Annotated in this window: 24 protein-coding genes, 2 pseudogenes and 1 riboswitch; of the genes and pseudogenes, 14 read left to right on the forward strand and 12 right to left on the reverse strand. The window is 37.1% G+C overall.

Annotated elements, in window-relative coordinates; genetic code table 11:
* Positions 1-687 (forward strand): annotated as a pseudogene (locus tag QNJ66_RS22180) (cobyrinic acid a,c-diamide synthase); the annotation flags it as partial.
* Between the two features lie 302 nt (positions 688-989).
* On the opposite strand, the gene glpX reads toward QNJ66_RS22180, so the two are convergent.
* Complete coding sequence (gene glpX, locus QNJ66_RS22185) at positions 990-2,027, reverse strand: class II fructose-bisphosphatase (protein WP_300510822.1); 1,038 nt, start codon at positions 2,025-2,027, stop codon at positions 990-992.
* Positions 2,028-2,783: 756 nt separating this feature from the next.
* Here glpX and coaD point away from each other — a divergent pair.
* The 3 genes from coaD (at position 2,784) to QNJ66_RS22200 (ending at position 3,995) form a co-directional block, all read left to right on the forward strand.
* Positions 2,784-3,281 carry a pantetheine-phosphate adenylyltransferase gene (gene coaD / locus QNJ66_RS22190; RefSeq protein WP_300510823.1) on the forward strand — a complete coding sequence of 166 codons (498 nt, stop codon included), beginning with the start codon at positions 2,784-2,786 and terminating at the stop codon, positions 3,279-3,281.
* 55 nt (positions 3,282-3,336) lie between these two features.
* Complete coding sequence (locus QNJ66_RS22195) at positions 3,337-3,591, forward strand: hypothetical protein (protein WP_300510824.1); 255 nt, start codon at positions 3,337-3,339, stop codon at positions 3,589-3,591.
* A gap of 92 nt (positions 3,592-3,683) precedes the next feature.
* Positions 3,684-3,995, forward strand: coding sequence for a PIN domain-containing protein (locus QNJ66_RS22200; RefSeq protein WP_366146310.1), 312 nt, complete (start codon positions 3,684-3,686; stop codon positions 3,993-3,995).
* A 260-nt stretch (positions 3,996-4,255) separates the two neighbouring features.
* Here QNJ66_RS22200 and QNJ66_RS22205 read toward each other — a convergent pair whose 3' ends face one another.
* Entirely contained in the window at positions 4,256-5,197 is a 942-nt protein-coding gene (locus QNJ66_RS22205; RefSeq protein ID WP_300510825.1) for a PEP-CTERM sorting domain-containing protein, read from the reverse strand.
* Between the two features lie 293 nt (positions 5,198-5,490).
* Positions 5,491-5,638, reverse strand: a riboswitch (cobalamin riboswitch).
* A gap of 141 nt (positions 5,639-5,779) precedes the next feature.
* Here QNJ66_RS22205 and QNJ66_RS22210 point away from each other — a divergent pair.
* Complete coding sequence (locus QNJ66_RS22210) at positions 5,780-6,460, forward strand: PEP-CTERM sorting domain-containing protein (protein WP_300510826.1); 681 nt, start codon at positions 5,780-5,782, stop codon at positions 6,458-6,460.
* Positions 6,461-6,669: 209 nt separating this feature from the next.
* On the opposite strand, the gene QNJ66_RS22215 is transcribed toward QNJ66_RS22210, so the two are convergent.
* The 4 genes from QNJ66_RS22215 to polA form a co-directional block, all read right to left on the reverse strand.
* A complete protein-coding gene (locus tag QNJ66_RS22215; protein ID WP_300510827.1) occupies positions 6,670-7,503 on the reverse strand; it encodes a carbonic anhydrase in 834 nt (277 codons plus the stop codon).
* 173 nt (positions 7,504-7,676) lie between these two features.
* Complete coding sequence (locus QNJ66_RS22220) at positions 7,677-8,807, reverse strand: CO2 hydration protein (protein WP_300510828.1); 1,131 nt, start codon at positions 8,805-8,807, stop codon at positions 7,677-7,679.
* A 142-nt stretch (positions 8,808-8,949) separates the two neighbouring features.
* Positions 8,950-9,129 (reverse strand): hypothetical protein, encoded by a 180-nt coding sequence (locus QNJ66_RS22225; RefSeq protein ID WP_300510829.1) that lies wholly within the window; start codon positions 9,127-9,129, stop codon positions 8,950-8,952.
* A 79-nt stretch (positions 9,130-9,208) separates the two neighbouring features.
* Entirely contained in the window at positions 9,209-12,121 is a 2,913-nt protein-coding gene (polA, locus tag QNJ66_RS22230; protein WP_300510830.1) for a DNA polymerase I, read from the reverse strand.
* 105 nt (positions 12,122-12,226) lie between these two features.
* Here polA and QNJ66_RS22235 point away from each other — a divergent pair, with 105 nt between their 5' ends.
* A complete protein-coding gene (locus QNJ66_RS22235; protein ID WP_300510831.1) occupies positions 12,227-13,516 on the forward strand; it encodes a pitrilysin family protein in 1,290 nt (429 codons plus the stop codon).
* A 220-nt stretch (positions 13,517-13,736) separates the two neighbouring features.
* Positions 13,737-14,603, forward strand: coding sequence for a fructosamine kinase family protein (locus QNJ66_RS22240; protein ID WP_300510832.1), 867 nt, complete (start codon positions 13,737-13,739; stop codon positions 14,601-14,603).
* Positions 14,604-14,611: 8 nt separating this feature from the next.
* On the opposite strand, the gene QNJ66_RS22245 is transcribed toward QNJ66_RS22240, so the two are convergent.
* Together QNJ66_RS22245 and QNJ66_RS22250 are read right to left on the reverse strand one after the other, a co-directional pair.
* Positions 14,612-15,022, reverse strand: a complete 411-nt coding sequence (locus QNJ66_RS22245; protein ID WP_300510833.1) for a PIN domain-containing protein — start codon at positions 15,020-15,022, stop codon at positions 14,612-14,614.
* 3 nt (positions 15,023-15,025) lie between these two features.
* On the reverse strand, positions 15,026-15,229 hold the full coding sequence (locus tag QNJ66_RS22250) for a hypothetical protein (protein WP_300510834.1): 204 nt from the start codon (positions 15,227-15,229) through the stop codon (positions 15,026-15,028).
* Between the two features lie 161 nt (positions 15,230-15,390).
* On the opposite strand from QNJ66_RS22250, the gene QNJ66_RS22255 reads away from it, so the two are divergent.
* Positions 15,391-17,562: a pentapeptide repeat-containing protein gene (locus QNJ66_RS22255; protein WP_300510835.1), complete on the forward strand. Its 2,172-nt coding sequence runs from the start codon at positions 15,391-15,393 to the stop codon at positions 17,560-17,562.
* A 126-nt stretch (positions 17,563-17,688) separates the two neighbouring features.
* Here QNJ66_RS22255 and QNJ66_RS22260 read toward each other — a convergent pair whose 3' ends face one another.
* Positions 17,689-18,108: a hemolysin XhlA family protein gene (locus QNJ66_RS22260; RefSeq protein ID WP_300510836.1), complete on the reverse strand. Its 420-nt coding sequence runs from the start codon at positions 18,106-18,108 to the stop codon at positions 17,689-17,691.
* Positions 18,109-18,524: 416 nt separating this feature from the next.
* On the opposite strand from QNJ66_RS22260, the gene ftsY reads away from it, so the two are divergent.
* Entirely contained in the window at positions 18,525-19,928 is a 1,404-nt protein-coding gene (gene ftsY / locus QNJ66_RS22265) for a signal recognition particle-docking protein FtsY (protein ID WP_300510837.1), read from the forward strand.
* 23 nt (positions 19,929-19,951) lie between these two features.
* On the forward strand, positions 19,952-20,257 hold the full coding sequence (locus tag QNJ66_RS22270; protein ID WP_300510838.1) for a helix-turn-helix transcriptional regulator: 306 nt from the start codon (positions 19,952-19,954) through the stop codon (positions 20,255-20,257).
* Between the two features lie 52 nt (positions 20,258-20,309).
* On the opposite strand, the gene QNJ66_RS22275 is transcribed toward QNJ66_RS22270, so the two are convergent.
* Entirely contained in the window at positions 20,310-21,074 is a 765-nt protein-coding gene (locus QNJ66_RS22275; RefSeq protein WP_300510839.1) for a tryptophan-rich sensory protein, read from the reverse strand.
* 108 nt (positions 21,075-21,182) lie between these two features.
* Positions 21,183-21,425, reverse strand: a complete 243-nt coding sequence (locus QNJ66_RS22280; protein ID WP_300510840.1) for a hypothetical protein — start codon at positions 21,423-21,425, stop codon at positions 21,183-21,185.
* Positions 21,426-21,695: 270 nt separating this feature from the next.
* Between QNJ66_RS22280 and accA the strand changes: the two genes are divergently transcribed.
* From accA to folE, 3 genes are all read left to right on the forward strand, one after another.
* Positions 21,696-22,694, forward strand: coding sequence for an acetyl-CoA carboxylase carboxyl transferase subunit alpha (gene accA / locus QNJ66_RS22285; protein ID WP_300510841.1), 999 nt, complete (start codon positions 21,696-21,698; stop codon positions 22,692-22,694).
* Between the two features lie 296 nt (positions 22,695-22,990).
* The gene (locus tag QNJ66_RS22290; protein WP_300510842.1) at positions 22,991-23,719 is read left to right on the forward strand and encodes an SDR family oxidoreductase; all 729 of its coding nucleotides are present in this window, start codon (positions 22,991-22,993) and stop codon (positions 23,717-23,719) included.
* Between the two features lie 26 nt (positions 23,720-23,745).
* Entirely contained in the window at positions 23,746-24,465 is a 720-nt protein-coding gene (gene folE, locus QNJ66_RS22295) for a GTP cyclohydrolase I FolE (RefSeq protein ID WP_300510843.1), read from the forward strand.
* A 65-nt stretch (positions 24,466-24,530) separates the two neighbouring features.
* Here folE and QNJ66_RS22300 read toward each other — a convergent pair whose 3' ends face one another.
* A complete protein-coding gene (locus QNJ66_RS22300) occupies positions 24,531-24,719 on the reverse strand; it encodes a ssl1498 family light-harvesting-like protein (protein ID WP_300510844.1) in 189 nt (62 codons plus the stop codon).
* A gap of 227 nt (positions 24,720-24,946) precedes the next feature.
* On the opposite strand from QNJ66_RS22300, the pseudogene QNJ66_RS22305 reads away from it, so the two are divergent.
* Positions 24,947-25,461, forward strand: a pseudogene (locus QNJ66_RS22305) (hypothetical protein); the annotation flags it as partial.

Raw genomic sequence — 25,461 nt, forward strand, 5'->3', positions numbered from 1 at the left:
CCCCGTCTCCCCGTCTCCCCGTCCCCCCGTCCCCCCGTCTCCCCAAAAATAGCGATCGCCAAAGATAAAGCCTTTAATTTTTATTACCCTGATAATCTAGAGATTTTAGAACAGTTAGGGGCGAAACTATGTTACTGGAGTCCTCTAGAAGATGAGAACTTACCCAAAGATACTGCTGGTTTATATTTTGGGGGTGGGTTTCCCGAAATGTTTGCTGAGGCGTTATCTAGAAACAAAAAAGCTTTAGATACAGTTAAACAAGTAATTATCAAAGGAATGCCCACCTACGCTGAATGTGGGGGCTTAATGTATCTGTGTGAAAAAATTGTTGATTTTGAAGGCAAAACTTGGCCAATGGTTGGTATTTTGCCCACCACCGCTAAAATGGGCAAAAAATTAACACTAGGATATAGACAAGCGATCGCCACTGGTTCTAATTTTCTGTTGAATGAAGGGGAAACCGTTTGGGGTCATGAGTTTCACCGTTCTGAGTTAACCATTTTGCCTTCTCAACCTTTATTTAATCTATCGAGTTGGCAGAAGAATACCCTCAGTTATGGCGAAGGATGGCACTGTTATAATCTTCATGCTTCCTATGTACATCTACATTTTTGGGGTTGTCCGCAGATAGCTGAAAAATTTTTTCGTTCTACCCTTGATTTTTCCCGGAACCTTGCGTTAGACTAGGCACAGTTAAACATAAAGTAATATCCGTTCAGGAAAAACAGGAGGTGATGCCCATGTCAGATAGTAGTAGTAAAATCGTGGGTCTCTTGGTTGAAGTTAGCCGGCTGTGCGCCGGGGCTGTACTCTAGAAGTTAAGTCCCCTTGGATCTAACTTAGGCTGGAGTTCCTTCCGGCAGTTAGGTTTCAACCAGAGACCCGCCAAAAAGAATTTAACCCCCGAGTTCCCATTGGTCTTTGACTGATGGGAACTCGGGGTTTTAGGGGATCAAGATAGGATTTTATTTCCCATCTTGAAAAACCTCTTACTTGAGTTCGATATACTTAGGCTGTTCTTGAATATGGATGGTATCAACAAAACGAGCTGTCTGAGACTGACTGGAGATAACCAAACTTTGGGTTCTGGCACCACCGTTGAAGAAACGAACCCCTTCCATCAAAGTTCCAGGAGTAATACCACAAGCAGCAAACAGTACGGTTTCACCACTGGCTAACTCGCTATCGGTGTAAACGCGATCAGGATCTTCGATACCCATCTCTTTAAGACGAGCCAAGTTTCCTTCACGGCTTTCTCCGATTAAACCGGTTTTGACGACTTCAGGATCATAAATTAATTGTCCTTGGAAGTGACCGCCTAAACAACGCATGGCAGCCGCGGAAATTACACCTTCAGGAGCAGCACCAATACCCATTAAGGCGTGGATGTTGGTTCCAGCAAAGCCACAGGAAATAGCAGCAGAAACGTCACCATCGCTGATGAGACGAACTCTTGCGCCAGCAGTACGAATTTCTTGAATTAATTCTTTGTGACGAGGACGATCCATCACCACAACAACTAATTCCTCAACGCTACGTTCTAGGCAGTCTCCTAAGATTTGTAGGTTTTCGGTAGCTGATTTATTAATGTCAACGTGACCTTTAGCTGCAGGAGGGGCGGCTAACTTCTTCATGTAGAAGTCAGGAGCAGCGAATAAACCACCTTTTTCGGAGATAGCCAAAACTGCCATAGAACCGTTTTGTCCGTAAGCAACCAAGTTGGTTCCTTCACAGGGATCAACAGCAATGTCAATTTCAATCAATTCTTCTGGGTTACAGTAAGCTTTGGCATTTTCCTGGGTACAAATGCCAACTTCTTCACCGATATAGAGCATGGGAGCATCATCCCGTTCCCCTTCTCCAATGACGATCCGGCCACGCATATGAATTTTGTTCATTCTTTCGCGCATGGCTTCTACTGCGACTTCGTCAGCAGTATTTTTCTCGCCTTTACCCATCCATTTTGCTGAAGCGATCGCCGCTTGTTCGACAACTTCAATAATTTCTAAACCTAGTGTGCTTTCCAAGGTACGTCCTCCCTATCTGCTTATCTTATGTTCTTAGGCGTGGTCTGAAATTTAAACCTTAGTCAAAAGTCTATCAGAGTTCGGGTATCTCATTAAATTTTTTCTTAAGAAAATGCCAAAACAACCGATATAAAAGGGCATTAGCCAGTAAAAATACTAATCTTTTAAAAAAAAATTCAAAAATTCTTCACCAAAAGAGAATCTTGTGCTAAGATAAATAATTGTCGGTGAAAAAAACTAATTTAGTTTCTGACCTGACGGGGGCGTGGCGGAATGGTAGACGCTACGGACTTAAGGAAAATTGAGCCTTGTTAGAGAAATCTTTCAAGTGTAAGCTCTCAAACTCAGGGAAACCTACGTCTAGTTTAATAGATAAGGCAATCCTGAGCCAAGCTAAACCCGAAAGAGTTTAGAAGGTGCAGAGACTCGACGGGAGCTACCCTAACAGATTAAGCTGAGGGTAAAGGGAGAGTCCAATTCTCAAAGCTCAGATGATGCAGTAGCGAAAGCTGCAAGAGAATGAAAATCCGTTGATCGCGAGATCGTGAGAGTTCAAGTCTCTCCGCCCCCATAATCGCTTCGCTTGAAGTCAGAAGTAGGAAGTCAGAAGTCAGAAGTTTTTTGAATGGTTTTAATTTCTGTGCGACGGCTTCGGAACTTATCTAAACCTATCTCCTCCTGGGAGATGTTAAGGACTGGTAGCTCTGTGTGAGTTGACTTCTGACTTGTTGAAATTTTATCAATCGAGTTGGGAAAATGATAGCTATTTATCCAGGAAGTTTTGATCCCATTACCCTTGGTCATCTTGATATCATTGAGCGAGGGGTTGTCTTGTTTGAAAAGGTGATCGTGACAATCATGTATAACCCCAGTAAAAAACCGTTGTTTTCTGTGAAAAAAAGGATTGAGCAGATTACTGAGTGTACGCAACATTTACCCGGGGTTGAGGTGGATAGTTATACGGGTTTAACTGTCGATTATGCCAAACTACGCAACGCTCAGGTATTGTTGAGGGGTTTACGGGTGTTGTCTGATTTTGAAAAAGAGTTACAAATGGCTCATACTAATAAAACCCTAGCTCAAGAGGTGCAAACTATTTTCTTGGCTACCAGTAAAGAGTATAGTTTTTTAAGCAGTAGTACGGTTAAAGAAATTGCGCAGTTTGGTGGCTCTGTTTCTCATTTGGTTCCTGAAAATGTTAATCAGGATCTTAGGAGTTATTATAACATGAATCAGGCCAAAATAGGTAATTAGATTTTAGTTAAAATTAATAATATTAATGATATTTTTTTGAGGGAGTATTAACGTTATGACTATTATTCTTAATAATCTTGACCCTGAAATTTTAGAAAAGTTAGAAACTCAAGCAACTTCTCATGGTCGCAGTTTAACAGATGAAATTGAGTTTATTTTGAGAAAGGAATTAATTAAGGAAAATTTAGAGGATAATGTTAGTCAGTTAGAATGGCATGATTTTATTGAGAAAACAGCAGGTTCTATAGATGACGAGACATTTGTTAGACACCCTCAAGGGGACTATCCTATGAGAGAGGAATTAGAATGATATATTTACTTGATAGTAACACTTGTATTGTCTATTTAAAGTTTGCAGATTCTAGCGTAAAAACTCGTTTAGATAGTTTATAAGCTAGTGATATTGCAGTTTGTTCTGTGGTTAAATCTGAGTTGTTTTATGGCGCAATGAAAAGTCGTAAAAGAGAGGAAAATATTAATAAACAACGTCAATTTTTTAGCCGTTTTGTCTCTCTTCCTTTTGATGATAAATCGGCAGAAATTTATGGAGTTATTCGAGCAGACTTAGAACAAAAAGGAACTCCTATCGGTGGTTATGATTTACAAATTGCTGCCATTGCGATCGCTAATAATTTAACTCTTGTAACTCATAATATTAGGGAATTTGGACGTATTGAAGGTTTATCATACGAAGATTGGGAAGTAGTTGGCTGAAGAGAATTTATCAATATTAATGATATTTAAGGTGGGGTTGGAGTCAGAAGTTTCTCCCCCCACTTCAATTTGATAGCAGTACAAAAATTAGTTAGGAAACTTTTTGTACCTTTATAGTTAATTCCAATAGAAATGAGACAAAACGTATCTATTGTATCGTCGCAATAGTAAGTAGTTATGTTGTCACAATAGTGAGCATCCTGCTCACACTACTATGTCTCAAACTTATTTGAAACTACTATAAGTCTCATTGCAACGACTTAGTTGCGTCGGCGAGTGAATCCTAACATTACGCTGACAAGGATAGCAACAATAGAAGTTGGTTCGGGGACAGGTTCACCATTAATAATACCTATTGCTTCTAAATCAAATCCTCCTGGACCAGGAGGTGTTGGGAAAGGGTCAAAAATGGGACGGTTTTCTGAATCTAAAAATGCTCCATTCCCAGGAATATCCACAATGCGAACAAAGTTAATGTTATCGAGATCAACCACACCTGTTTGTACTAGGGAAAAATCGCTTAAAACATCCAAATCAAAAGGAGTTCCCCAAGAATTTAGAATAAAATCATCAGGTACAACGACCCCGTTATTGACGTGCTTTCCTGCTAGGTTAAAAACCCTTGTCGGGTCAATTACTCCTATAGGATCAACAGGATTTTCTGTTCTAGAAATACTGGGAAAGCGAATAAAATCAATGCCATTTGTTGAAACTTCAACATAGGCTAATTCGGCAAATAAATTACCCGTATCAGCAAAGCCAAATCCATTTTCAAAAACAGCAAAATCGGCTCCATCACCATTAATAATTGCTCGATCAAAAGTTAAAGTAATCTGTCCTGGTGATACTCCATCCGTAATTTGTTGTTCTGTTAATTCTCCTAAAGAAGCAATATCAACAGATACTGCTGTTACAGGTCCTAATGTCTTTTCTGGAGTTTGGAATTGAATATCAACACCAGGGGCAGGTAGATAGTTAATAAATCCTGTTGCCCAGGCTTCAAAAATTGGATTAACGATGTTATTATCAGAAACAATCCCTAGTCCATCACTTCCTACAAATCCAGGTATTCCTGAGTCTATTGTACCAGGATCATTAGCAAAACCTGAAAACTCTTGAGCATTTGCTTGACTATTAAATAAGGTTAAATTCAAGGTCAATACTGTCAAGCCGATTTTAGAAAAAACACTGATTTTCTGCATTAATTTTTCTCTATTTATTTAGATTTTTGTTAGGCACGATCAACAATATTCCTGTTTGATAATCAGTTAAGGATATCTTTAAGGAACAGATTTGCTAGTATATTTCCCAGAAAACAAGTCAGTAATTGATTTTTGCACAATTTTTTAGTAAATTACTCTCAATCAATTCAACTAAGATTGCTTAAAGCAAGAAAAGTTAATAGTTTGAGCGTAGGGAAGTATGGGAGAATAAGAATAATATCTCCCCAGAGAAATGATATGAACCACAATCTGTACCTCGCAGATAATTGATGAACGTGGGTTGATTAATCGGCGGGCATTCTGACTAAGAGACGTTTGAAGGTCTCATCACAGTTGCGGGACAGCGACGGATTTACACCGAACTTTCCCCATTACTTCTAATAGGTAATTTATATTAGAACCGATAGTCTTCCTATGATAGCGTATAATCTCTAATAAATCTTTCTCTTAAGTGATTTTTTGTAATGATTAAGTTTGACAATCTGTCTGTGGAATGACTGAAATAATTTTGCTAGAACCATAGAGTCAATGGATAATACAATTTCAGAGAATAAGTAACCAATGAAGCAAAAAAGTATTGGTTTGTTTGCAGCGACTTTCTTAAGTTTGGGCTTAATTTCTGCTGGTTCAGCAGAAGCTATTACCTTTAATTTGCATTGGACTGGACAAACTGCAGGCTATCAACTGAAGGGAAGTTTTAGTTACGATGAAAACGCAGTTGGTGGGGATGGAATGATTAATGAAGATGATTTAACTTCCTTTGATATTGCTTTTATTGATCCTAATGGTAATATTTTTAAGGAATTCTTAGATAATCATCTCACATCTCCCGATTTTAACTTTAATTTTGATACTAATACTCAGGAAATTTTACAAACAGGAGCGTCGGATGCTGAGGATGGTATTAGTATTGGTGGTGAAAAAACAGTAGGGCTTAATTTCTTTTCAGCACCCAATGCTATGGCTAACTTATTCCCCGATAATGAACCAAGTCCCCATGTACACTTAACAGACTGGGGTAATGAGTTTCCTGACTTACCTGAAGGGTTTACAAGAGGAGCAAGACCACACTTAGATATTGCTTTTTTTACTCGTACCAGGACAGAAGTTCTCGATGTTCCTAATTCTGGTGAGGAACTAGGACAATTTTTAATAGCAACTCAAGTGCCGGAACCCACGGCAACTTTAGGTTTAGGGCTGTTAGGATTAAGTGCATTATGGGTTAAGAAAAAATCAAGGTGAACAATTTTGATAACACCTTTAGGGGTCATTTCATTTATCATTTAACATTTATCATTTATCATTCGTTTGGAAGTAGGCTTGAAACCTCTCCCAAACTTCTTTCTCCCTAAAGGAAGAGGCTTGAAACCAAAATGTTCAATGTTTAATGTTTAATGTTCAATGTTCAATGTTTGGTCAAGGGCCCTTGACCCCTACGCTGCTTGATCTTGTTAATGAGAACCCCGATAAATGCGTTCTGCTTGTTCTGGGCTAAACTGTTCATATCCTGGTAAAGAAGACCTATTATGACCATTTTGAGAAGACCCATTATGACCATTTTTACCGTTACTGCTTGCTAGGGTGGTTGCAGGACGTTTAAAGGGTGTAGACTCAGGAACATGAGAGTTCGGATGGAAACTATATTCCGGTTCGGTATCTATAATTGAACTTTGAGGGGCAATAAAATCATGGGATGCTCGATCATATTCTAGAACTTCTCCTGTTTCAATGCGATAAATCCAACCATGTAAGGTTAAATTTCTTTGATGCAGACGAGAATGAATAATAGGATAAGTTTGTAAGTTTTCTAGTTGGGTTAAGACATTTTCTGCAACGGTGACTTCTAATAGTTCTTCTCCTTCTAAATGACTATAATTCTCTTTAACCAGTCTGCGAGTAGCTTCTGCGTGTTTTAACCAATCATAAACTAAGGGCATTTTTTCTTGCAAACTATTCAATTTTAACAGCCCTTTCATGGCACCACAATGGGAATGGCCACAGACAATTACTTGTTGAATATCTAATGCAGAAATCGCATATTCTATGGCTGCACCTTCTCCACCATTTGCTGCACCAAAAGGAGGAATAATATTGCCTGCATTACGAATAACAAAAATGTCCCCAACGTCTGCTTGTGTGATTAAATTAGGATCAACGCGAGAGTCGGAACAAGTAATAAAAAGAATACGAGGGTGTTGTCCTTGGGATAATTCTTCAAATAGTTCGCGGTGAGAACGAAAATAACCACTTTGGAATTTTTGTAGTCCTTCAATTAATTTTTTCATGGGAAAAAATAGCTATTTCTACTTAGTTTAAATTCTCCTCTCTTGTTAATTATCTCTTAAATTGGTTATCTTGTATACCGTTTTTCATTTGATTTCTGTAACTAATCCATAAGTTTTAATTACCAAGTTAATAGATTTTATGTGTAGGGCGATGCACTGCCCACCCTACTTTATTATTGATTAACAGTGAGAATTTGTGAAGTTTTAAATCTATCCATCCACCCTTCTAAATAAGCTCTATTTTCTTTTTGTTCTTCAAGATTTGTGGTATCTAAAGGATGAGGTGCTAACCCTTTAATGGCAGCAGTTGTTACACAAAACATTGACTTTTGAAATGTTTGACAAATTTGTACCAATAAGTCATCTTCTTGTCTAAAACTGTGGCGGTAAATTTCGTGTAAATATTCGGGTAAATGGTGTCTCATATCCTGCATTAATAAAGTAGGAGGAATTCCTGCACCACCGACGGGTAAAGGGTCAGCGTATAAGGCACCGTAGGTAAAAATTGCTTGTTCTGAGGGTATTTGGTAGGATTGGGCGTTATAAGAAATGGTTCCGGGGAAAGGGGTTCCTCTAAAAAAGATTGATTCTACATAAGGTACAGCAGTATCCATTAAAAAGGTTAATTCTGCTTGTTTTGGTAGCACTTCATAGACTTTTGCTTTAATTTTTACTTGATAAGTAATTGGTTTTCCTGCATCTTTAACTAAACCATCTAATATGTGTTGAACTACATCAGGAATGGATTTAATTTCACCGTTATCGTAGCGATCAGAAAGGTCTAAAAATATATCGGCCATCACTCGCCAAAATTGTCCCAAACCACTATAATAAGACATCATTCTCATGTGTTCGGGAAGGAATTCTGGAAATATTTTATGCAGGGTTAACATGAAAAAATTATGTTTAAATTTAGCTTGAATAACCTTTTCTATATTGTCTCTAAATTCAGGGGTATCTAAATAAGTATCTAATTCACCTCCTCCATGCCACATCATTGCTTTCATACAGTATTCTGCATATTCAAAATTGGTTCTATTATGGTTCCAATGGCGAAGTAATTTATTAAGAGAAAATTCTCCATTGAAGTATTTAAAGAAGGGAAATAAAATTAGAAATTGATGATCTGCAATATAAATTAAGTTGCGAGAATATTCATCTAAAATAATTCCATAACTTTTAAGAATACCCACCACTTCTATAACGTTTTGGGGTGAGTCTTTGAGTAATGCTTGTCCATTTTCCAAGCGATAGATATATTCTGCTAAGGGATGACGGGAGGGTTGTATCGTTGTGTTAACCATATTCTCTTTATTATTTATTATATACTACTGTCTCATATTTCTATTATTTCATAATTTTCTAGAATTCGAGCAATTTTTTTTTAACAATCATCACCCATTTGATGTCCATAAAAAATTGTTATAAAATCCAAAATAATCGAGATTACACATAATTAAGGATAAAGTCCGACTCTGGTAGAACATTAATTACTAACCAATGTAATCCATAATCATCTTGATAGGGTCTAACTTCAACAAAAAAAGATTGAGAAATATGTATAAATAAAAATTTTGTCTCTGAGATATCCTGCAAACTATTATTTTCTGCTTTTAGATATTTCATTACCTCACGAATTAAGGGATCTTTATTATTAGGAAATTTTTCTTTTCTTGCTATTCATAACTTGTATTAAATCTTAATTTTATTTAGCTTCCATCCAGTTTTTACCGGCATTAATTTCTACTAGCAAAGGAACAGTTAAATTAACAGCATTTTCCATAGTTTTTTTAATTATATTCTCTAATTCTTGCCATTCTTGGGGTGGTATTTCAAATACTAATTCATCATGTACTTGTAGTAATAAGTTGGCTTGATAGTTGTTTAAAATTTCTTGTATTTTTACCATCGCTATTTTAATAATATCTGCGCTTGATCCTTGTATTGGTGCATTTGCTGCTGCCCTTAATAGTTGGGAATCATTATAATTTATCTTGATTTGATTTAGATCAATTGTTTTGGGATCATGTCCACGAAAATAGTATAAATTATCATCAAAAAAGTTAAAGTAACGTCTTCTTCCTAAAATTGTGGTAACGTATCCTTTGGCGATCGCTTCTTTTTTCATACTCTCTAAATAGTCAAATACTTTTGCATATCTTTGACGATATTTATTGATAAATTCTTTTCCTTCTGCTGCGGTTACTCCTACTTCTCTGGCAAAGCGTTGGGAACCCATTCCATAGATAACACCAAAGTTAATTGTTTTACCTAAAGTTCGTTCTTGGGGTGTTATTTCTTCTTTTTCAAATAATAGTTTTGCTGTGACACTATGAACATCTTCTGCATTTTGATAAGCGTTTAATAAGACAGATTCTTGACTTAAATGGGCTAATATTCTTAGTTCAATTTGGGAATAATCTGCGGAAACTAATAACCAGTCTTGTTGGGGGATAAATGCTTGTCTTATTTGACGAGAAAATTCTGTTCTGATGGGGATATTTTGTAAGTTAGGGTTAGAAGAGGAGAGTCTTCCTGTGCTGGTTACAGACTGGTTAAAATTGGTGTGTATTCGTTTATCTGTTTTATCTACTAATTCGGGTAACGCATCAATATAGGTAGATTTTAGTTTAGATAAGGTACGGTATTCTAAAATATAATCGATAATGGGGTGATCCCCTTTTAATTTTTCTAGGGTTGCATGATCGGTAGAATAACCTGTTTTTGTTTTCCTTGATTTTTTACGGTTTAGTTCTAATTTCTCGAATAAAATATGTCCTAATTGTTTGGGTGATCCTAAGTTAAATGTTTCTCCTGCTGCTTCATAAGCGTTCTCTTCTAAAGTTAATAATTCTTGTTCAAGTTGTTTGGATAATTTCCCTAAATATTCTGTATCAATAATAATTCCTGTATCTTCCATGATAGCTAAGACAGCTTCTAGGGGTTGTTCTACTTCTAATAATAGTTTTTCTAGGATAGGAACGGGTTTTAATTCATTTTTTAAGGGTTCTACTAACAAGAATGTTGCATAAGCATCCATTCCACAATATTCGGCCACTTTTTCAATATCTAAATCGGCGATCGTTTGTTTTTTTCCTATTCCTAAGTCTTTATAGTCAAGGGAAGTAATATCCTCTAAATATTGTTCGCATAACTCACTTAATTTATGACTCTTCTCAGGATGCAAAACATAACTGGCTAACATAGTATCAAAAACTATTCCGTCTAAGTTAATTCCCTGATGTTTAAAAATGAGACGATCAAATTTAGTATTCTGGAAAACTTTTGGATAGTTGCTATCTTCTAAAATAGGTCGTAATCTATCTAAAACTTGTTCTTTTGTTAGTTGTTTTCCTTGTTTATGTGCAATGGGAATATAAGCAATATCATTAGTATTATTTCCCCAACAGCAACCAATACCAACTAAATCAGCTTCTCTCGGGTTTAATGCTGTTGTTTCTGTGTCCCAAGCAACAGGAATATCAGCATTAGTAAAGGTTGAAAGTTTATTGACTAATTCTTCTAGCTGTTCTATTTCTGTAATAATCTGAGGGTTAATTAAAGATTCTTTTTTTTCTTCTTCAATGTTATTAATAGGTTCAATTTCAGTTGATACATCAGCAAAAAGTGAAAGTTGATGGGTTTCACTTGTATTAATTGTCTCATGAATTTCTAAAGTAATATTGCCGCCAAAACTTTCTTGTAATTGATTAATCTCTTTGATAAACTTTTTCAGTTCTAAGTTTTCTAAGATAGGTTTAACTGCATCAAAATTAAAACCTTTCAACTCACAAGTTTCTATTTCAAAATCTAAGGGCGCATCGGTAACAATTTTTGCCAAAAATTGAGAATGTTCTGCATCTTTTTTACCTTCCTTTAATTTCTTGTTATTTGCTCCTTTTATAGATTCAATATTGTTATAAACTCCCTCTAAACTTCCATACTCCCTTAACAGTTTAACTGCCGTTTTATCTCCTATTCCCCTAATTCCAGGAATGTTATCAGACTTATCACCACATAACGCCTTATAATCAATAACTTGTGTAGGTTTAATACCCATTTTTTCCGTCACACCATCAACATTAAACTCCGTATAACCTTCACCAGACGAACTTTTTACCGCATTTCTTTCTAAATACAAAACACTGAGATTTTTTTCATCATTAACCAATTGAAAAAGATCGCGATCGCCACTAACAATTTTTACTCGATAACCCCTTTCTGTTCCTTGCGTTGCCACAGTTCCCAACACATCATCAGCTTCGTATCCAGGGGCAGTTATAATAGTGACATTTAACGCTTCTAATAACCGTTGTAAATTCTCAATATCCGGAATAAAATCCTCCGGTGTTTCTTTCCTATCTGCCTTATAATTAACATCAGCTTCGTGGCGAAAAGTTGGTTCACTACTATCAAAAGCAATAGCAATATATTCAGGCTTTTCTAACTTAATCACCTGAATTAAAGAATTAAGAAAACCAAAACAAATACTGGTAGGAATACCAGTAGAAGTTCTTAACGGACCCCTTCTCGCTTTCGCAAAAGCATAATAAGCACGAAAAGCTAAAGAATGACCATCAATAAGCAGTAAAAGCGGTAAATTGAAAGCATTGGACATAATTAAAAGCAATTAAATATTTATGTACTGTAACTGTCGATTTGATTAAAGTTGATGGACTTTACTAAAATATAACTAACAGATTTAATCAACAACACTATCTCTATGTTATCTTCCATTGCAGACTCATCGGTTTCCCAGACACCCACCATTGTTAATCTAGCCAACGGGTTAACCATTATAGCAGAGCAAATGCCCGTAGATGCAGTTAACCTCAACGTCTGGCTAAAAGTAGGATCTGCCTTAGAGTCCAATGATATCAACGGAATGGCTCATTTCCTGGAGCATATGGTCTTTAAAGGCACTCCAAACCTAAAAAATGGCGAATTTGAACAACGCATCGAACAAAGAGGTGCTGTGACTAATGCAGCTACATCGCAAGAGTACACCCATTTTTATATTACCAGTGCGCCCAATGATTTTGCCGATTTAGTGCCGTTACAGTTGGATGTTATCTTTAATCCTATCATTGAAGAGGGTGCCTTTGGACGGGAAAAAATGGTGGTTTTAGAAGAGATACGTCGTTCCCATGATAATCCCACTCGTCGTACTTTTTATCGCGCAATGGAAACCTGTTTTGAAAGTTTACCCTATCGTCGTCCCGTGTTGGGTCCAGCAGCAGTGATTGAAGGGTTAAAATCACAACAAATGCGTGATTTTCATGGGAGTTGTTATCAACCTAACTCAGTCACAGCAGTAGCAGTGGGAAATCTTCCGGTTAAGCAATTAATTGATATTGTTGCTGATAGTTTCGAGAAGACTTATTATCAACAAAAACAAGTTTCTGATTCCTTACAAAACTTTAGTTTTCCTGTGTCTCCCGAGTCACCTTTTCAAGAGATTATTCGCCAAGAATATGAAGACGAACAACTACAACAATCACGATTAATTATGATGTGGAAAGTTCCTGGTTTATTAGATTTACAGGAAACTTATGGGTTGGATGTTTTAGCTTCTATTTTAGGAAAAGGTAAAACCTCTCGTTTATTTCAAGACTTACGAGAAGATAAAAATTTAGTCTCTCATATTAGTGTTAGTAATATGACCCAAAAAGTTCAAGGAATGTTTTATATTGCTGCCAAACTAAAAAAAGAGAATATTCCAGAAGTAGAAAAAATAATCATTGAACATTTGCAAAATATTCAACAAGAATCTATCAAACAAGAAGAATTAAATCGCATCAAAAGACAAGCAGTTAATCGCTTTATTTTTCATAATGAAAGACCAAGCGATCGCACCAATCTTTACGGGTATTATTACTCGCAAATGGAATCATTAAACCCTGCTTTATCTTATCCTCAAATCATTCAATCCTTAACCACCGATGATATTAAAAATGCAGCACAAAAATATCTTAATCCTCATGCTTATGGGGTGACAGTTGTTACTAATTAGAGTTCGGAGTTCGGAGTTCGGAGTTCGGAGTTCGGGGTTCGGAGTTCGGGGTTCGGAGTTATTATTTTAGTAAGTAAATTATTAGGTTTTTATAATTGTTAGTTTTGCTAGTTATCTACCAATTTTTTTAGATCGAACTCTAGCTATCAATTAATAAACTAGCAATAATTTATCTCTCACTGTAAACTATCAATCGGTTAATTAATTCAGGTCAAAAATAATGTGGACAAAAATTTGTGAGCATATCAGTCAAACAACAGGAAAAACCTTTACAGTTGAAAGGCAAAAATCAGTAAGTGGTGGCTGTATTAATCAGGGTTATTGCTTGATTGGTTCTGATATTAAATACTTTGTAAAAATCAATCACGCCTCCAAAGTTGAAATGTTTGCCGCCGAAGCATTGGGACTAAAAGAAATGGCACAAAGCCAAACTATTCGAGTGCCTAAACCCGTATGTTGGGGAATGACAGAACGTTCTAGTTATATTGTTTTAGAATGGTTAGAATTTGGAAGTTCTAATAATACTGCCTGGGAAGAAATGGGCAGAGATTTGGCAAAAATGCACCAATATCAAGGAGAAAATAAATTTGGCTGGAGTCAAAACAATACCATTGGTTCCACACCACAAGTTAATAATTGGACAGATAAATGGTCTGATTTTTTTGCAGAGCATCGTATTGGTTTTCAATTAAAATTAGCCAATAGAAAAGGAGGAAACTTCGGTAACTATAATCAAGTTGTAGATAAAGTAAGACAAATTTTATCAGAAATTAATCCTCAACCTTCCTTAGTTCACGGTGACTTATGGTCAGGAAATGTAGCAGTTACAGACGCAGGAGAACCTGTAATTTTAGATCCAGCCACTTATTACGGCGATCGCGAGGTTGATATTGCCATGACCGAACTTTTTGGAGGGTTTCCGGCTGCTTTTCATCGGGGATATAATGAGGTATTTCCCTTAGATAAAGGGTATAAAAAACGCAAAACTTTGTATAATCTTTATCACATTTTAAACCACTTTAATTTGTTTGGTGGTGGTTATGGTTCCCAGGCTAATTTTATGATTCAGGAAGTGTTGAAAAATTAGATACTCAGCTAAGGTAAGCATTGAAAACCAGCTTGAACGAAATGATTATCTAAGGTTAAAGCTGTTGACAAATTTCTATTTTCCATAACTACAAAAGATAAACAATCTGTCAAAGAATAAGATTTATCTTGATGCTTTTGGAAATAGTACCAACCTTGATAAAATAAATTTCGGTCAACTTCAATCACTTCTATTTCTGGACTCTCCAATAAATTAGAACCAATTTTAATAGCTTCCTCATGAAGATTACGACTATTAAAAAAAGTCACCACTTCATCAAATATATAGGTTGTTGTAATTAGAAATGGTTTGGAAATAACTAAAGTTAACCAGTGTTGTAATACTTGTTGATGAGATTGCTCATTTTCAATTTCCAAAGCAATAAGATAACTGGTATCTAAAAAGTAAGTATTTTTCATAAATTAATATAGATAAATATCATGATTAATAGCAGCATCATCGACATCACATTTTACAGGGTTTTTCCCTAAATCCCAAATAGAAGGTCTATTTTTTACCACAGTAATAATAATTTTTTCATCTTCTTGGGTAACTTCTACTTCTTGACTATCTCCTAATAATTCTTTAGGAATAAATACACCTTTTTCTGTAACTTTTAATTTCATGATGATTACTTGAATAATTCTGTTGATTTGACTAAGAATATTTATAGTGTAGCATTTTTGATTAAAATCTGAGAATCTTAAGATTAGCTTTTTGCTCTCGATGTGAATATAGTTTCTTTGTAAAATATAATCAAGATATTAAACTCTCCCTGTCAGTCATCATGAAAGCTACTGATGTAATTGAACAATACAAAAACGGAGAAAGAAACTTCCAAGGTAAAAACCTACGGGGAGTAAATTTTAAGGGACAAAATTTATCAGGTGCAGATTTTAGTGACTGTAAGATACAAAGTGCCAATTTTAGTAAAGCAAACCTCACTAATACCAAGTTTATTGGGGCAAAAGCTGGACTACAAAAACGATGGGTGATTATTTTATTATTAGTTGTTTTGGTGTTAATTATAATATCTAGTTTTTTCTCAGCTTTATTAGGATATGTTGTATCTGATATCTTCAATTCTGGTCCTGAGAATAAAGTATCAGGATGGACAGGTTTAATTACTATAATTATCTTTTCTATTATTAATTTTCGTAAAAATATGGGAGGGGGAGTAGTATTTTTAGCCGTAGCCGGAGCCGTAGCCATAGCTTTCACCTTCGCCTTCACCGTAGCCAGAACCGGAGCCTTCGCCGAAGCTTTCGCCTTCGCCGAAGCCTTCGCCTTCGCCCTAGCCGTAACCGTAGCCGGAGCCGTAGCCGTAGCCGGAGCCGGAGCCGTAGCCGTAGCCTTCGCCTTAGCCTTCGCTTTAGTCGAAGCCGAAGCCAGACCCGGAGCCTTCGCCGTAGCCTTCGCCTTAGCCTTTGCCGTAGCGTTAACCCTATTTGCCTGTTATCTGGGTGATCGTACCCTCAAAGATGAAACGAGAGATCCTTGGTTACGAAAGATTGTCATTGCTTTTGCTGCTCTGGGTGGAACTTCTTTCTATAGCGCAACAGTAACTGATGCTGACTTCACCGGAGCAACCCTAAAAAATGTCAACTTCAACCAAGCTATATTGACTCGAACTTGTTTCAAAGATACTGTTAAATTAAACTTAGCTAGACCGGGAAATACCTTATTAGAAAATCCAACAGTTAGAGACTTATTAATTAACCCTAGTAGTGGAGAAGAAAAAGATTTAAGCAAAGCTGACTTAAGGGGAGCATATCTCAAAGAAGCTAACTTACAAAGAGCTAACTTAAAAAATGCAGATATCAGTGAAGCAACTTTTGAATATGCAAATTTATCTCATGCTAATTTAACGGAAGTCAATGCAGTTCACACTAATTTTAACAGTGCTTATTTAACCGGTGCTTGTCTAGAAAATTGGAATATTGATGCTACAACTATCCTCGATAATATTGACAGTCAATATGTTTATCTTTTAAACAATGAAAAAGAACGTCAACCCAGTAGTGGGGAGTTTAACCCAGGAGAATTTACTAAATTATTTGAAGAAGTATTTGATACCGTTAACCTAATTTTTGAGAATGGCATTGACTGCAAAGCCTTTATAGAAACCATGAAAACGGTACAAGTAGAAAGCGAAGATACACCCTTAGAAGTTTCCAGTATTGAAAATAAAGGGGATGGGGTTTTTGTGGTTAAAGTGAAAGTTCCTCCCGATGCTCATAAAGAAAAGATACATCAAGATTTTAATGATATTTATCAGCTTAAACTCGAAGCAGTAGAAGCTAAATATAAAGCCCAACTAGAAGCAAAAGAAACTGAAATTACTATCTATCGGCAGCAAAGTAAAGAAAAGATAGATCAAGATTTTAATGAGGTTGATCAGCTTAAACTCGAAGCAGTAGAAGCCAAATATAAAGCCCAACTAGAAGCAAAAGAAACTGAAATTACTATCTATCGTCAACAAAGTATTGATATGATGGAAATAGTAAAAACTCAAGTCAGTCGTCCCATTAATGTAGAGGCAAAAGCCATGTATAACAGTCCTAATAATAGTAAAAATACTACTATTCGTGATATTAACAACTCTGGGGTTTTAAACTTAGGGGAAATTATCCGGGATGTTAATAACACGATTAATCAAATTCCCGAGGGTAATAATAAGGAAAATGAACAATTAAAAGCCTTATTAAAACAATTAATGCAGGCCATTGAAACAGAAAATGAACTAGACGAAGACGAAAAAGTAGAGGCAGCTAATAAAGTAAAAACTATTGCTAAAGCTAGTCAAAATCACGAAGATCAAGGATTACAAAAGAAAGCAACTCGCGCCGTTAAATTATTAGAAACCCTAGCCAAAGGTTTAGGTCCTGCTACCAAATTATGCACCGCTTGTCATAGTATATTGCCTCAAATAGTTACATTTTTAGGGCTTACAATATAAGCAATTTTTGGTTAAAGAAAAAATAAACAATAAGTTTTGTCAGATGGGCAAATTTTTCTATATTATGAGTTGTTAAAATCAACCTATAATTTGCCCACGCTACTGTCTATAATTCAACCTTTTTGATTAGGATATGGGATAGAAAACGAATCTAGCCACAGCTACAAGAAAGCCACTAACTGCCGTTACTAAAATTCCAATTAATGTCCAGATTTGTGCCTTAGTTGAACCTTTTAATTCCCTGACATCTTCATTAAGCTTTTTAACTTCTGTGTCAATTGTAGCCAGTTTAACCTCAATATTGTTTACCTTGTTGTTTACATTTTCTAACTTGGTATTTACCTCTTTAAACTTCTCATTTGTCTCTTTTTGGTTACTATCAATTTTTTGATTAAGCTGTTCATAGTTACTATCAAGTTTCTGATTAAGCCGTTCATAGTTATTATCAATTTTCTGATTAAGCTGTTCATAGTTCCTATCGATTTTGTCCTCAATACGCTTGAGTAATTCTGCTAGGTCATAAGTAACGGCGGTTTTGTCATTCATGAGTTATACTCTTAATATATTGAAATTTTTGCTGTCCTCTAGTTACTGCTAGGGGATTCCTTTTTATTATAACCGACTTATTAGTTAATCATAGAAAATTATTAGGTATGAAACCTCAAATTTTGAGGCGAATAGTTTTGAAAGGTAGCATAAATATCTGTTTCAAAAATAACTTTTGTGCCATAGTGCGCCCTACGTAGAGAGTAACTTCTGACTTCGTTAAACTGCGATCGCATCCCTTTTTATAAGTAAAAAATTAAAGAAATTTCTAGTTCCCTTAGAACCAAAAATAAACAACAAAAACTGATAACTGATAACTGATAACTGGTCACTGATAACTCATAACTCATAACTGATAACTGATAACTGCTGCATTTTATCTTAAAATAATCTAAATAGAACTAAATTGTATTACTATGTTTAATTGGTTTCGCCGTAAAAATAAAAAAGCAGACTCCGAACCCGTTTCAGAACCCACCGAACAAGTAACCACCCCTGAAACCGAGACTAAAACCGAGACTTCTAGCCAAGAAACCACCCAAGAAGACTATTTAGCTTGGGCAAAAACCGCTTATAAAAATATTCAACAAACTCAAACTGCAACCCCTTCGCAACCATCCACAGAAACCCCTCCAGAAACCACACAGGAGGACGTTACCCCCGATCTTGAACCCCAACCCCAGGAAGTTGTTGAAGCTGCCACAGAGACAGAAAAAGAGGAAGTTCCGGCTTGGATGAAAAAATCCGATCGCTTAGAGGCCCTCAAAGAAACAGCATTAGAAACAGCAACAGTTGAAGAAACAACCCCCTTAACCTTCGATGAAGAGTTTGTTTGGTCTGCTAAAGTATTAGCTGCACAAGGTCGGGCCCCCGATGATGTTTCCCAAGAAGAAATTAACTGGTTAAAGCGGCTGCGTCAAGGGTTAGGGAAAAGTCGTCGCGGTTTGGTCAACCAACTGAAATCTATTGTTGGTCAAGGGCCCCTCAACGAAGATGCTGTAATGGAGATCGAAGCCCTGTTATTACAAGCAGATACCGGTCTCGAAGCCACAGATCACATTATTTCTACCCTACAGAATAAACTATTAGAAGAAGCTTTGCCCCCAGAACAGGCCCTAGAATACCTAAAAAGCATTTTACGGGATATGTTAGACCGTCCCTTGCAAAAAGTAGTTAACCCTGGTTTTGCCCCGGAAAAAGGCATTTTGAATATTTGGTTATTAACAGGGGTCAATGGTGCAGGAAAAACCACCACTATCGGTAAATTATCCCATTTAGCGCAACAATCTGGCTACAATTGTATTATTGCTGCTGCCGATACCTTTCGCGCTGCTGCCGTTCAACAAGTGCAAGTTTGGGGGGAAAGAACCAACACCCCCGTTATTGCTAACCCAGGCAAAAATACAGACCCGGCAGCAGTAGTATTTGATGGTATTTCTGCTGCACAGGCCCGTCAAGCTGATTTATTATTAGTAGATACCGCAGGAAGGCTACAAAATAAAAAGAATTTGATGGCAGAGTTAGCAAAAATTCGTCGTATTATTGATAAGAAAGCGGAGAAAGCGCAAGTAGAATCTTTGTTAGTTTTGGACGCAACTTTAGGACAAAATGGGTTACGTCAAGCGCAAGTTTTTTCGGAAGCAGCTAACTTAAGTGGAGTGGTTTTAACAAAATTAGATGGAACCGCAAAAGGTGGTGTTGCTTTAGCCGTTGCCCAACAATTAGATTTACCCATTCGTTTTATCGGTGTAGGGGAAGGAATTGAAGATTTAAGACCTTTTTCTAGTTACGAATTTGTTGAAGCTTTATTAAACGAATAAATGAACTAAAAAACGAGAAAGGTATGAGTAACAAAAATGAAATTCTAGTTACAAAAGGCAGTAATAACGTCTTTGAAGATTTGGGTTTTGATACTCCTGAAGCTACCAATCTGGCCATCAGAGCAGAATTAATGTTAGATTTATGCCAGTTTATTAAAGAGAAAGAATGGACACAAAGCCAAGCGGCTGAATTTTTTGGAGAAACACAACCAAAAATTAACAACCTCATTAATGGAGATATTGACAAATTTAGCATTGATAAACTGGTATTAATGCTCGGACAAGCTGGAAAGCAAGTCACAGTAGAAGTTACACAAAAAGTTGCCTAATGTACCACATAAGACCCCACCGTTAACGGTGGGGTTTAGATTAATTCCAATTCTATTCAATATTTTCTCTAAAATTCAAAAACATCATTACCCCCAATATGGCTGCACAAATTCCAGAAGTTACAGCAATAGGAAATGTATCTAAATGACGCATCATAATAGCAACTAAAGCCCAAATAAAAACCCCAGAATAGACTTTATCTTGTCGGGTAATTCTGATTACAATACCCACAATACCTGCCACAATAATCATAATTGTTGTCCAAACCACATTAGACAACCCAAAACCGCTCCACTTTATCCAAAATAACGCTGATGCAACATTAAGAATAGTAGCAACTGTAATCCAAGCAAAATAAACACTAATAGGAAAATTCACAAACCATTTATGTTCCTTAGATAGAGATTTAAAAGAAATATTTAACTTTAAATAAACTAAAACCAAAGGAATTAAAATTGTGACCATTGCAAAAGTTGAAAGGACAAATAAACGAGACAAAAACAAGAAAACCCAGACAATTTGTGCCAGACTACTAATAACTAAATAGTAACCTAATTTTTCTAAATAATAATTATTTTTATTCTTAGGTAAAACTTGATAAACTCCCAAACTAATTAAACCCAAATAAATCAATCCCCAAATCGCAAAAGCATAACTAGCAGGAGTGATTAAGACATCACCAAAAATAGTATTAGAAATTTCTCCAATAGTTAAATCATTGATTGGATAAATATTAGCTAATACATTAGTAAAAAAAGCAGCTAAAATAGACAATAAAGTAGCCCATGGTCTAACAATATTTTTATCTAATTTCATGATTAATAACTTCAAAGAATGTAAATATAAAAAAGTAGAAGCCAAGAATTAAACTCAATTCTCAACTTCTTTAAACGTTAACACTAATTTCTCAAACAGACTATTATTTTAGGAAGGTTTTGGGTAACTTCTCGCATAGTAATCAGAAGCAACCACCTCCAGAACCTCTCCTGCAGCTAAAAGAGGATAAATGCAATTAAGACGATTTTCCCACACTGTATGGGCAATATCATAATCAGGACAGCTAATGCGGTAAGTATTGCCAGAAACGACCGATAAACGACAACCTCTCGGAAGCAGTATAGATAATAGTAACCGAAGACTTTGGGGACCTAATACATTGGAATCCATTTTACAAGCTTTTTAATATTTTCTTAAGACTTGCATTCTATTGTACAAGGTAATGTCACCAGGATCACACTTAAATGGGGAGTGTGGGAGGGGTGGGGAGTGTGGGATGTGTGGGGAGTGTGGGACGTGTGGGAAGACTAGAAATAACATTAATATTCTGCCCCCCCAGTCTCCCCTTCAAAGTCGGCAATGCCACCCTATCTGATAAAATCAGAATACGAGTTTGTATCTAAAAGTCGCCCCGAACTTAAAATAATTTAGTAAAACCTGATGAGCAAAAACGAACGCCGAGTATTTTTATTAGACTTTGAGAAACCATTATGGGAATTAGAGGCTCGCATCCAACAAATTCGGCAATTAGCCGACGAAAATAATGTTGATGTCTCTGAACAAATTGCTCAGTTAGAAACTCGAGCAGAAAATCTCAGACAAGAAATTTTTAGCAGTCTCACCCCTTCTCAACGTCTACAACTGGCTCGTCATCCTCGTCGTCCTAGTACCCTAGATTATATTCAAGCTATTGCCGATGAATGGTTTGAGTTACACGGCGATCGCGGAGGCTATGATGATCCCGCTTTAGTCGGAGGTATCGCCCGTCTGGGAGGCCGCCCTGTGGTCATTCTCGGCCATCAAAAAGGACGGGATACAAAAGATAATGTGGCCCGCAACTTTGGTATGCCAGCACCCGGAGGCTATCGTAAGGCTATTCGCTTGATGGAACACGCTAACCAGTTTTCCATGCCCATTTTGACCTTTATTGACACTCCTGGAGCTTGGGCCGGGGTAGAAGCAGAAAAATTAGGCCAAGGAGAAGCGATCGCTTTTAACCTCCGACAAATGTTTAGTTTTGATGTCCCTATCATTTGCACTGTCATCGGAGAAGGGGGATCAGGAGGAGCGTTAGGTATCGGCGTGGGTGATAAACTGCTGATGCTGGAACACTCGGTTTATACAGTGGCTACCCCGGAAGCTTGTGCCGCTATTCTCTGGAAAGATGCGAAAAAATCACCTCAAGCTGCTGTCTCATTAAAAATTACTGCTAACGATCTCAAAGAACTGGGGATCATTGATGCCATTGTCCCAGAACCCTCGGGAGCAGCACACACCAACCCCTTGGAAGCAGCCAGTATTCTCAAGAAGAATTTGCTCAATATTTTGGAAGAACTAGCCACTTTAACCCCAGAACAACGCAAAACCCTGCGTTATGAAAAATTCCGTCAAATTGGGGTTTTTATTGATTCAGAATCAACTGTTGCCGTTCATTCATAGTTAAATATCGGGGATCATTAGTAAAACCATTACTTTTTAAGATTCTCGGTTAATAATTGACCAGGAGATGTTATGCTTGTTCAGGTGAAGTTTTGTAACAAAAACATAAAGATTGCCGTAGACGTTACTACAACTCTACGTTAGACCGCCCCTTACCAGAAAAACTAGCAACTTTCTGGGCTAACTGTGGGATAATTTTACAGTGTCAGTTCCTGAAAACTGACTTCCAAGATCGGCAAACTATCTACAACGCTCTCCAAAGTGTTAAGACTGAAATATAGAAAGTATACTGTATCATGGATTCTTCCTCAAGTCAAGCAAATGCCATTATTACTGGAGCAAGCAGTGGTATAGGCAAAGCGACTGCTCTAGCCTTTGCTAAAGCAGGGATAAATGTAGCCTTGGTAAGTCGTTCCCTAAATTCTCTAGAAACGGTAGCTCAAGTTTGTACTCAACAAGGAGTAAAAGCAAAACCCTATGTTATGGACTTAAACGAGTTAACCAAGATTCCAGCAACCATTCAGGAGATTGTGGCTGATTTTGGCGATATCGACATTATAGTTAATAATGCAGGAATGGGCTACACCAATTTGCTGAGGGAGACTCCTTTAGCAGACTGGCAACAGGTGATCAATTTGAATTTAACCAGCGTTTTTCAATGCGTACAAGGGATATTGCCCAAGATGCGAGAGCGCAAGCAAGGAACCATCATTAATGTTGCTTCCATTGCTGCAACTCAGGCTTTTCCTGAGTGGGGAGCTTATTGCGTCAGCAAAGCAGCTTTACTGTCTTTTTCCAAAGTATTAGCAACCGAAGAGCGAAGTCATGGCATTCGTGTGGTGACAATTTCTCCTGGTGCTGTTAATACCCCCATTTGGGATACAGATACTGTACAAGCTGACTTCGAGCGCAGTGCCATGTTAACCCCCGAACTCGTAGCGCAAACTATCCTTCAAGCGGCCTTACTCCCAGCCGAAGCCGTCATTGAAGATTTGACCATTTTACCGAGTGCTGGAACCCTTTAACCCCAAGATCAAAGTTTTTTATTACTATGACAATAGCTTCCTCCAACGGCTCCAACCTTCGTCAGTCTAATGGTTCTAGCGTACTTAACCCCGATTTAGTCGAAAGGGCAACCATTAGACCAGATCCCAAAACCTATAATGGACAAGAAGCAAAAATTCAGGCCACTTCTGACGAAAGCATTGAGAAAATGAAAGAAGCGGTTTACACCATGTTAGAAGCAGTGGGAGAAGATCCTGAGCGTGAAGGGTTACTAAATACCCCAAAACGGGTAGCAGAGTCCATGAAATTTCTGACTCAAGGCTATAATCAGTCTCTAGAGGAGTTGGTCAATGGAGCCATTTTTGATGAGGGACATAACGAAATGGTGTTAGTGCGAGATATCGATTTCTTTAGTCTCTGCGAACATCATATGTTACCTTTCATGGGACAAGCTCATGTGGCTTATATCCCTAACCAGAAGGTGGTTGGGCTAAGTAAGTTAGCTCGTATCGTTGAAATGTACTCTCGTCGTTTACAAGTGCAAGAACGTCTCACTAGTCAGATTGCTGAAGCTATTCAAGAAATTCTACAACCTCGTGGCGTTGCTGTGGTGATAGAAGCCAGTCATATGTGCATGGTGATGCGTGGTGTTCAAAAACCTGGATCTTGGACGGTTACCAGTGCTATGCTTGGTGAATTTGACGAAGAACAAAAAACCCGTGAGGAGTTTCTCAATCTTATTCGTCATCAACCAAAATTCTTCTAAAATCGGGTAATTTGGTAATTTAAGTCACTAGGGGTCAACAGTTGTTGACCTCTAAATAATTCAGTTTAGCTAACACCAACGTTGGAGGAAGCATAAACAGCAACAGTCAATAAACCACCAATTAATAATACAGCCCCAACACCTAAGATAATGTAATTACGTTTTTCGGAGGCACTGGGGGGTTCAGCTTCATAAACTTTAGGTTCTGCTGCAAAGTTGTTTAAACGTCCGCCTTCTTCTGTGGTATAGGGCATAAAAATTCCTCTTATGTACTTTTTAAAATTTTGGTACTCATTTCTTAATATAATCTAAAAAAAGATCACAAACAAGAGGAAGAGGAAAAAACTGAGGGGAAGATTCAAAAAATATTGATTTTTGTAGAAAACTATGTTGTTTTTAGGACGTTTATCAACGCTTAAGTACAAATCCTTAAGCATTGACTCAGAAATTTATTAATTCATTAGTTAAACGCTTAAAAAAAATGAAAAAAGTTCAATTACTGGCAAAAATCGGGGGGGGTAGCCTAATTGCCCTTTTTTCTGTGGCTGCTGTCCCAGAAGCGAAAGCTGCTCACATTGTCGATGTCACAGGAACACCAGGCGCAGGGTTTACCAGATGGACATTTTCAGGTTCAGATACTGCAACAGAATCAAGCTTTTTCCGAAATTTTCCGAGTGCTAATTCTAGCACTAATGCTGACACAACCGAGATAACAAGTCCCAACAGTGGTAATTTTATTGCGGATGCTGGCATCAGTGACCAGTCTTTTGCTGTTGTATCAGGGGCTGCAATTATCACCGCAGGAAGCAATTCTGAAGCATTAGGGGGCATTTTTCTTAATGATGATGGGACCGGTGATGACTTAGGGTTTCGGGCGGTGGGCTCTGACTTCCCCTATTCATTGGGTGACACTATTTCTATCTCTGGTACAGGGCTCTCCCGACATTGTGGTACAAAAAGTATAATAGACTACATACTCAAAATGGTGGGTTACGG

The sequence above is a fragment of the Crocosphaera sp. genome, assembly GCF_030064895.1.
Taxonomy (GTDB): domain Bacteria; phylum Cyanobacteriota; class Cyanobacteriia; order Cyanobacteriales; family Microcystaceae; genus Crocosphaera.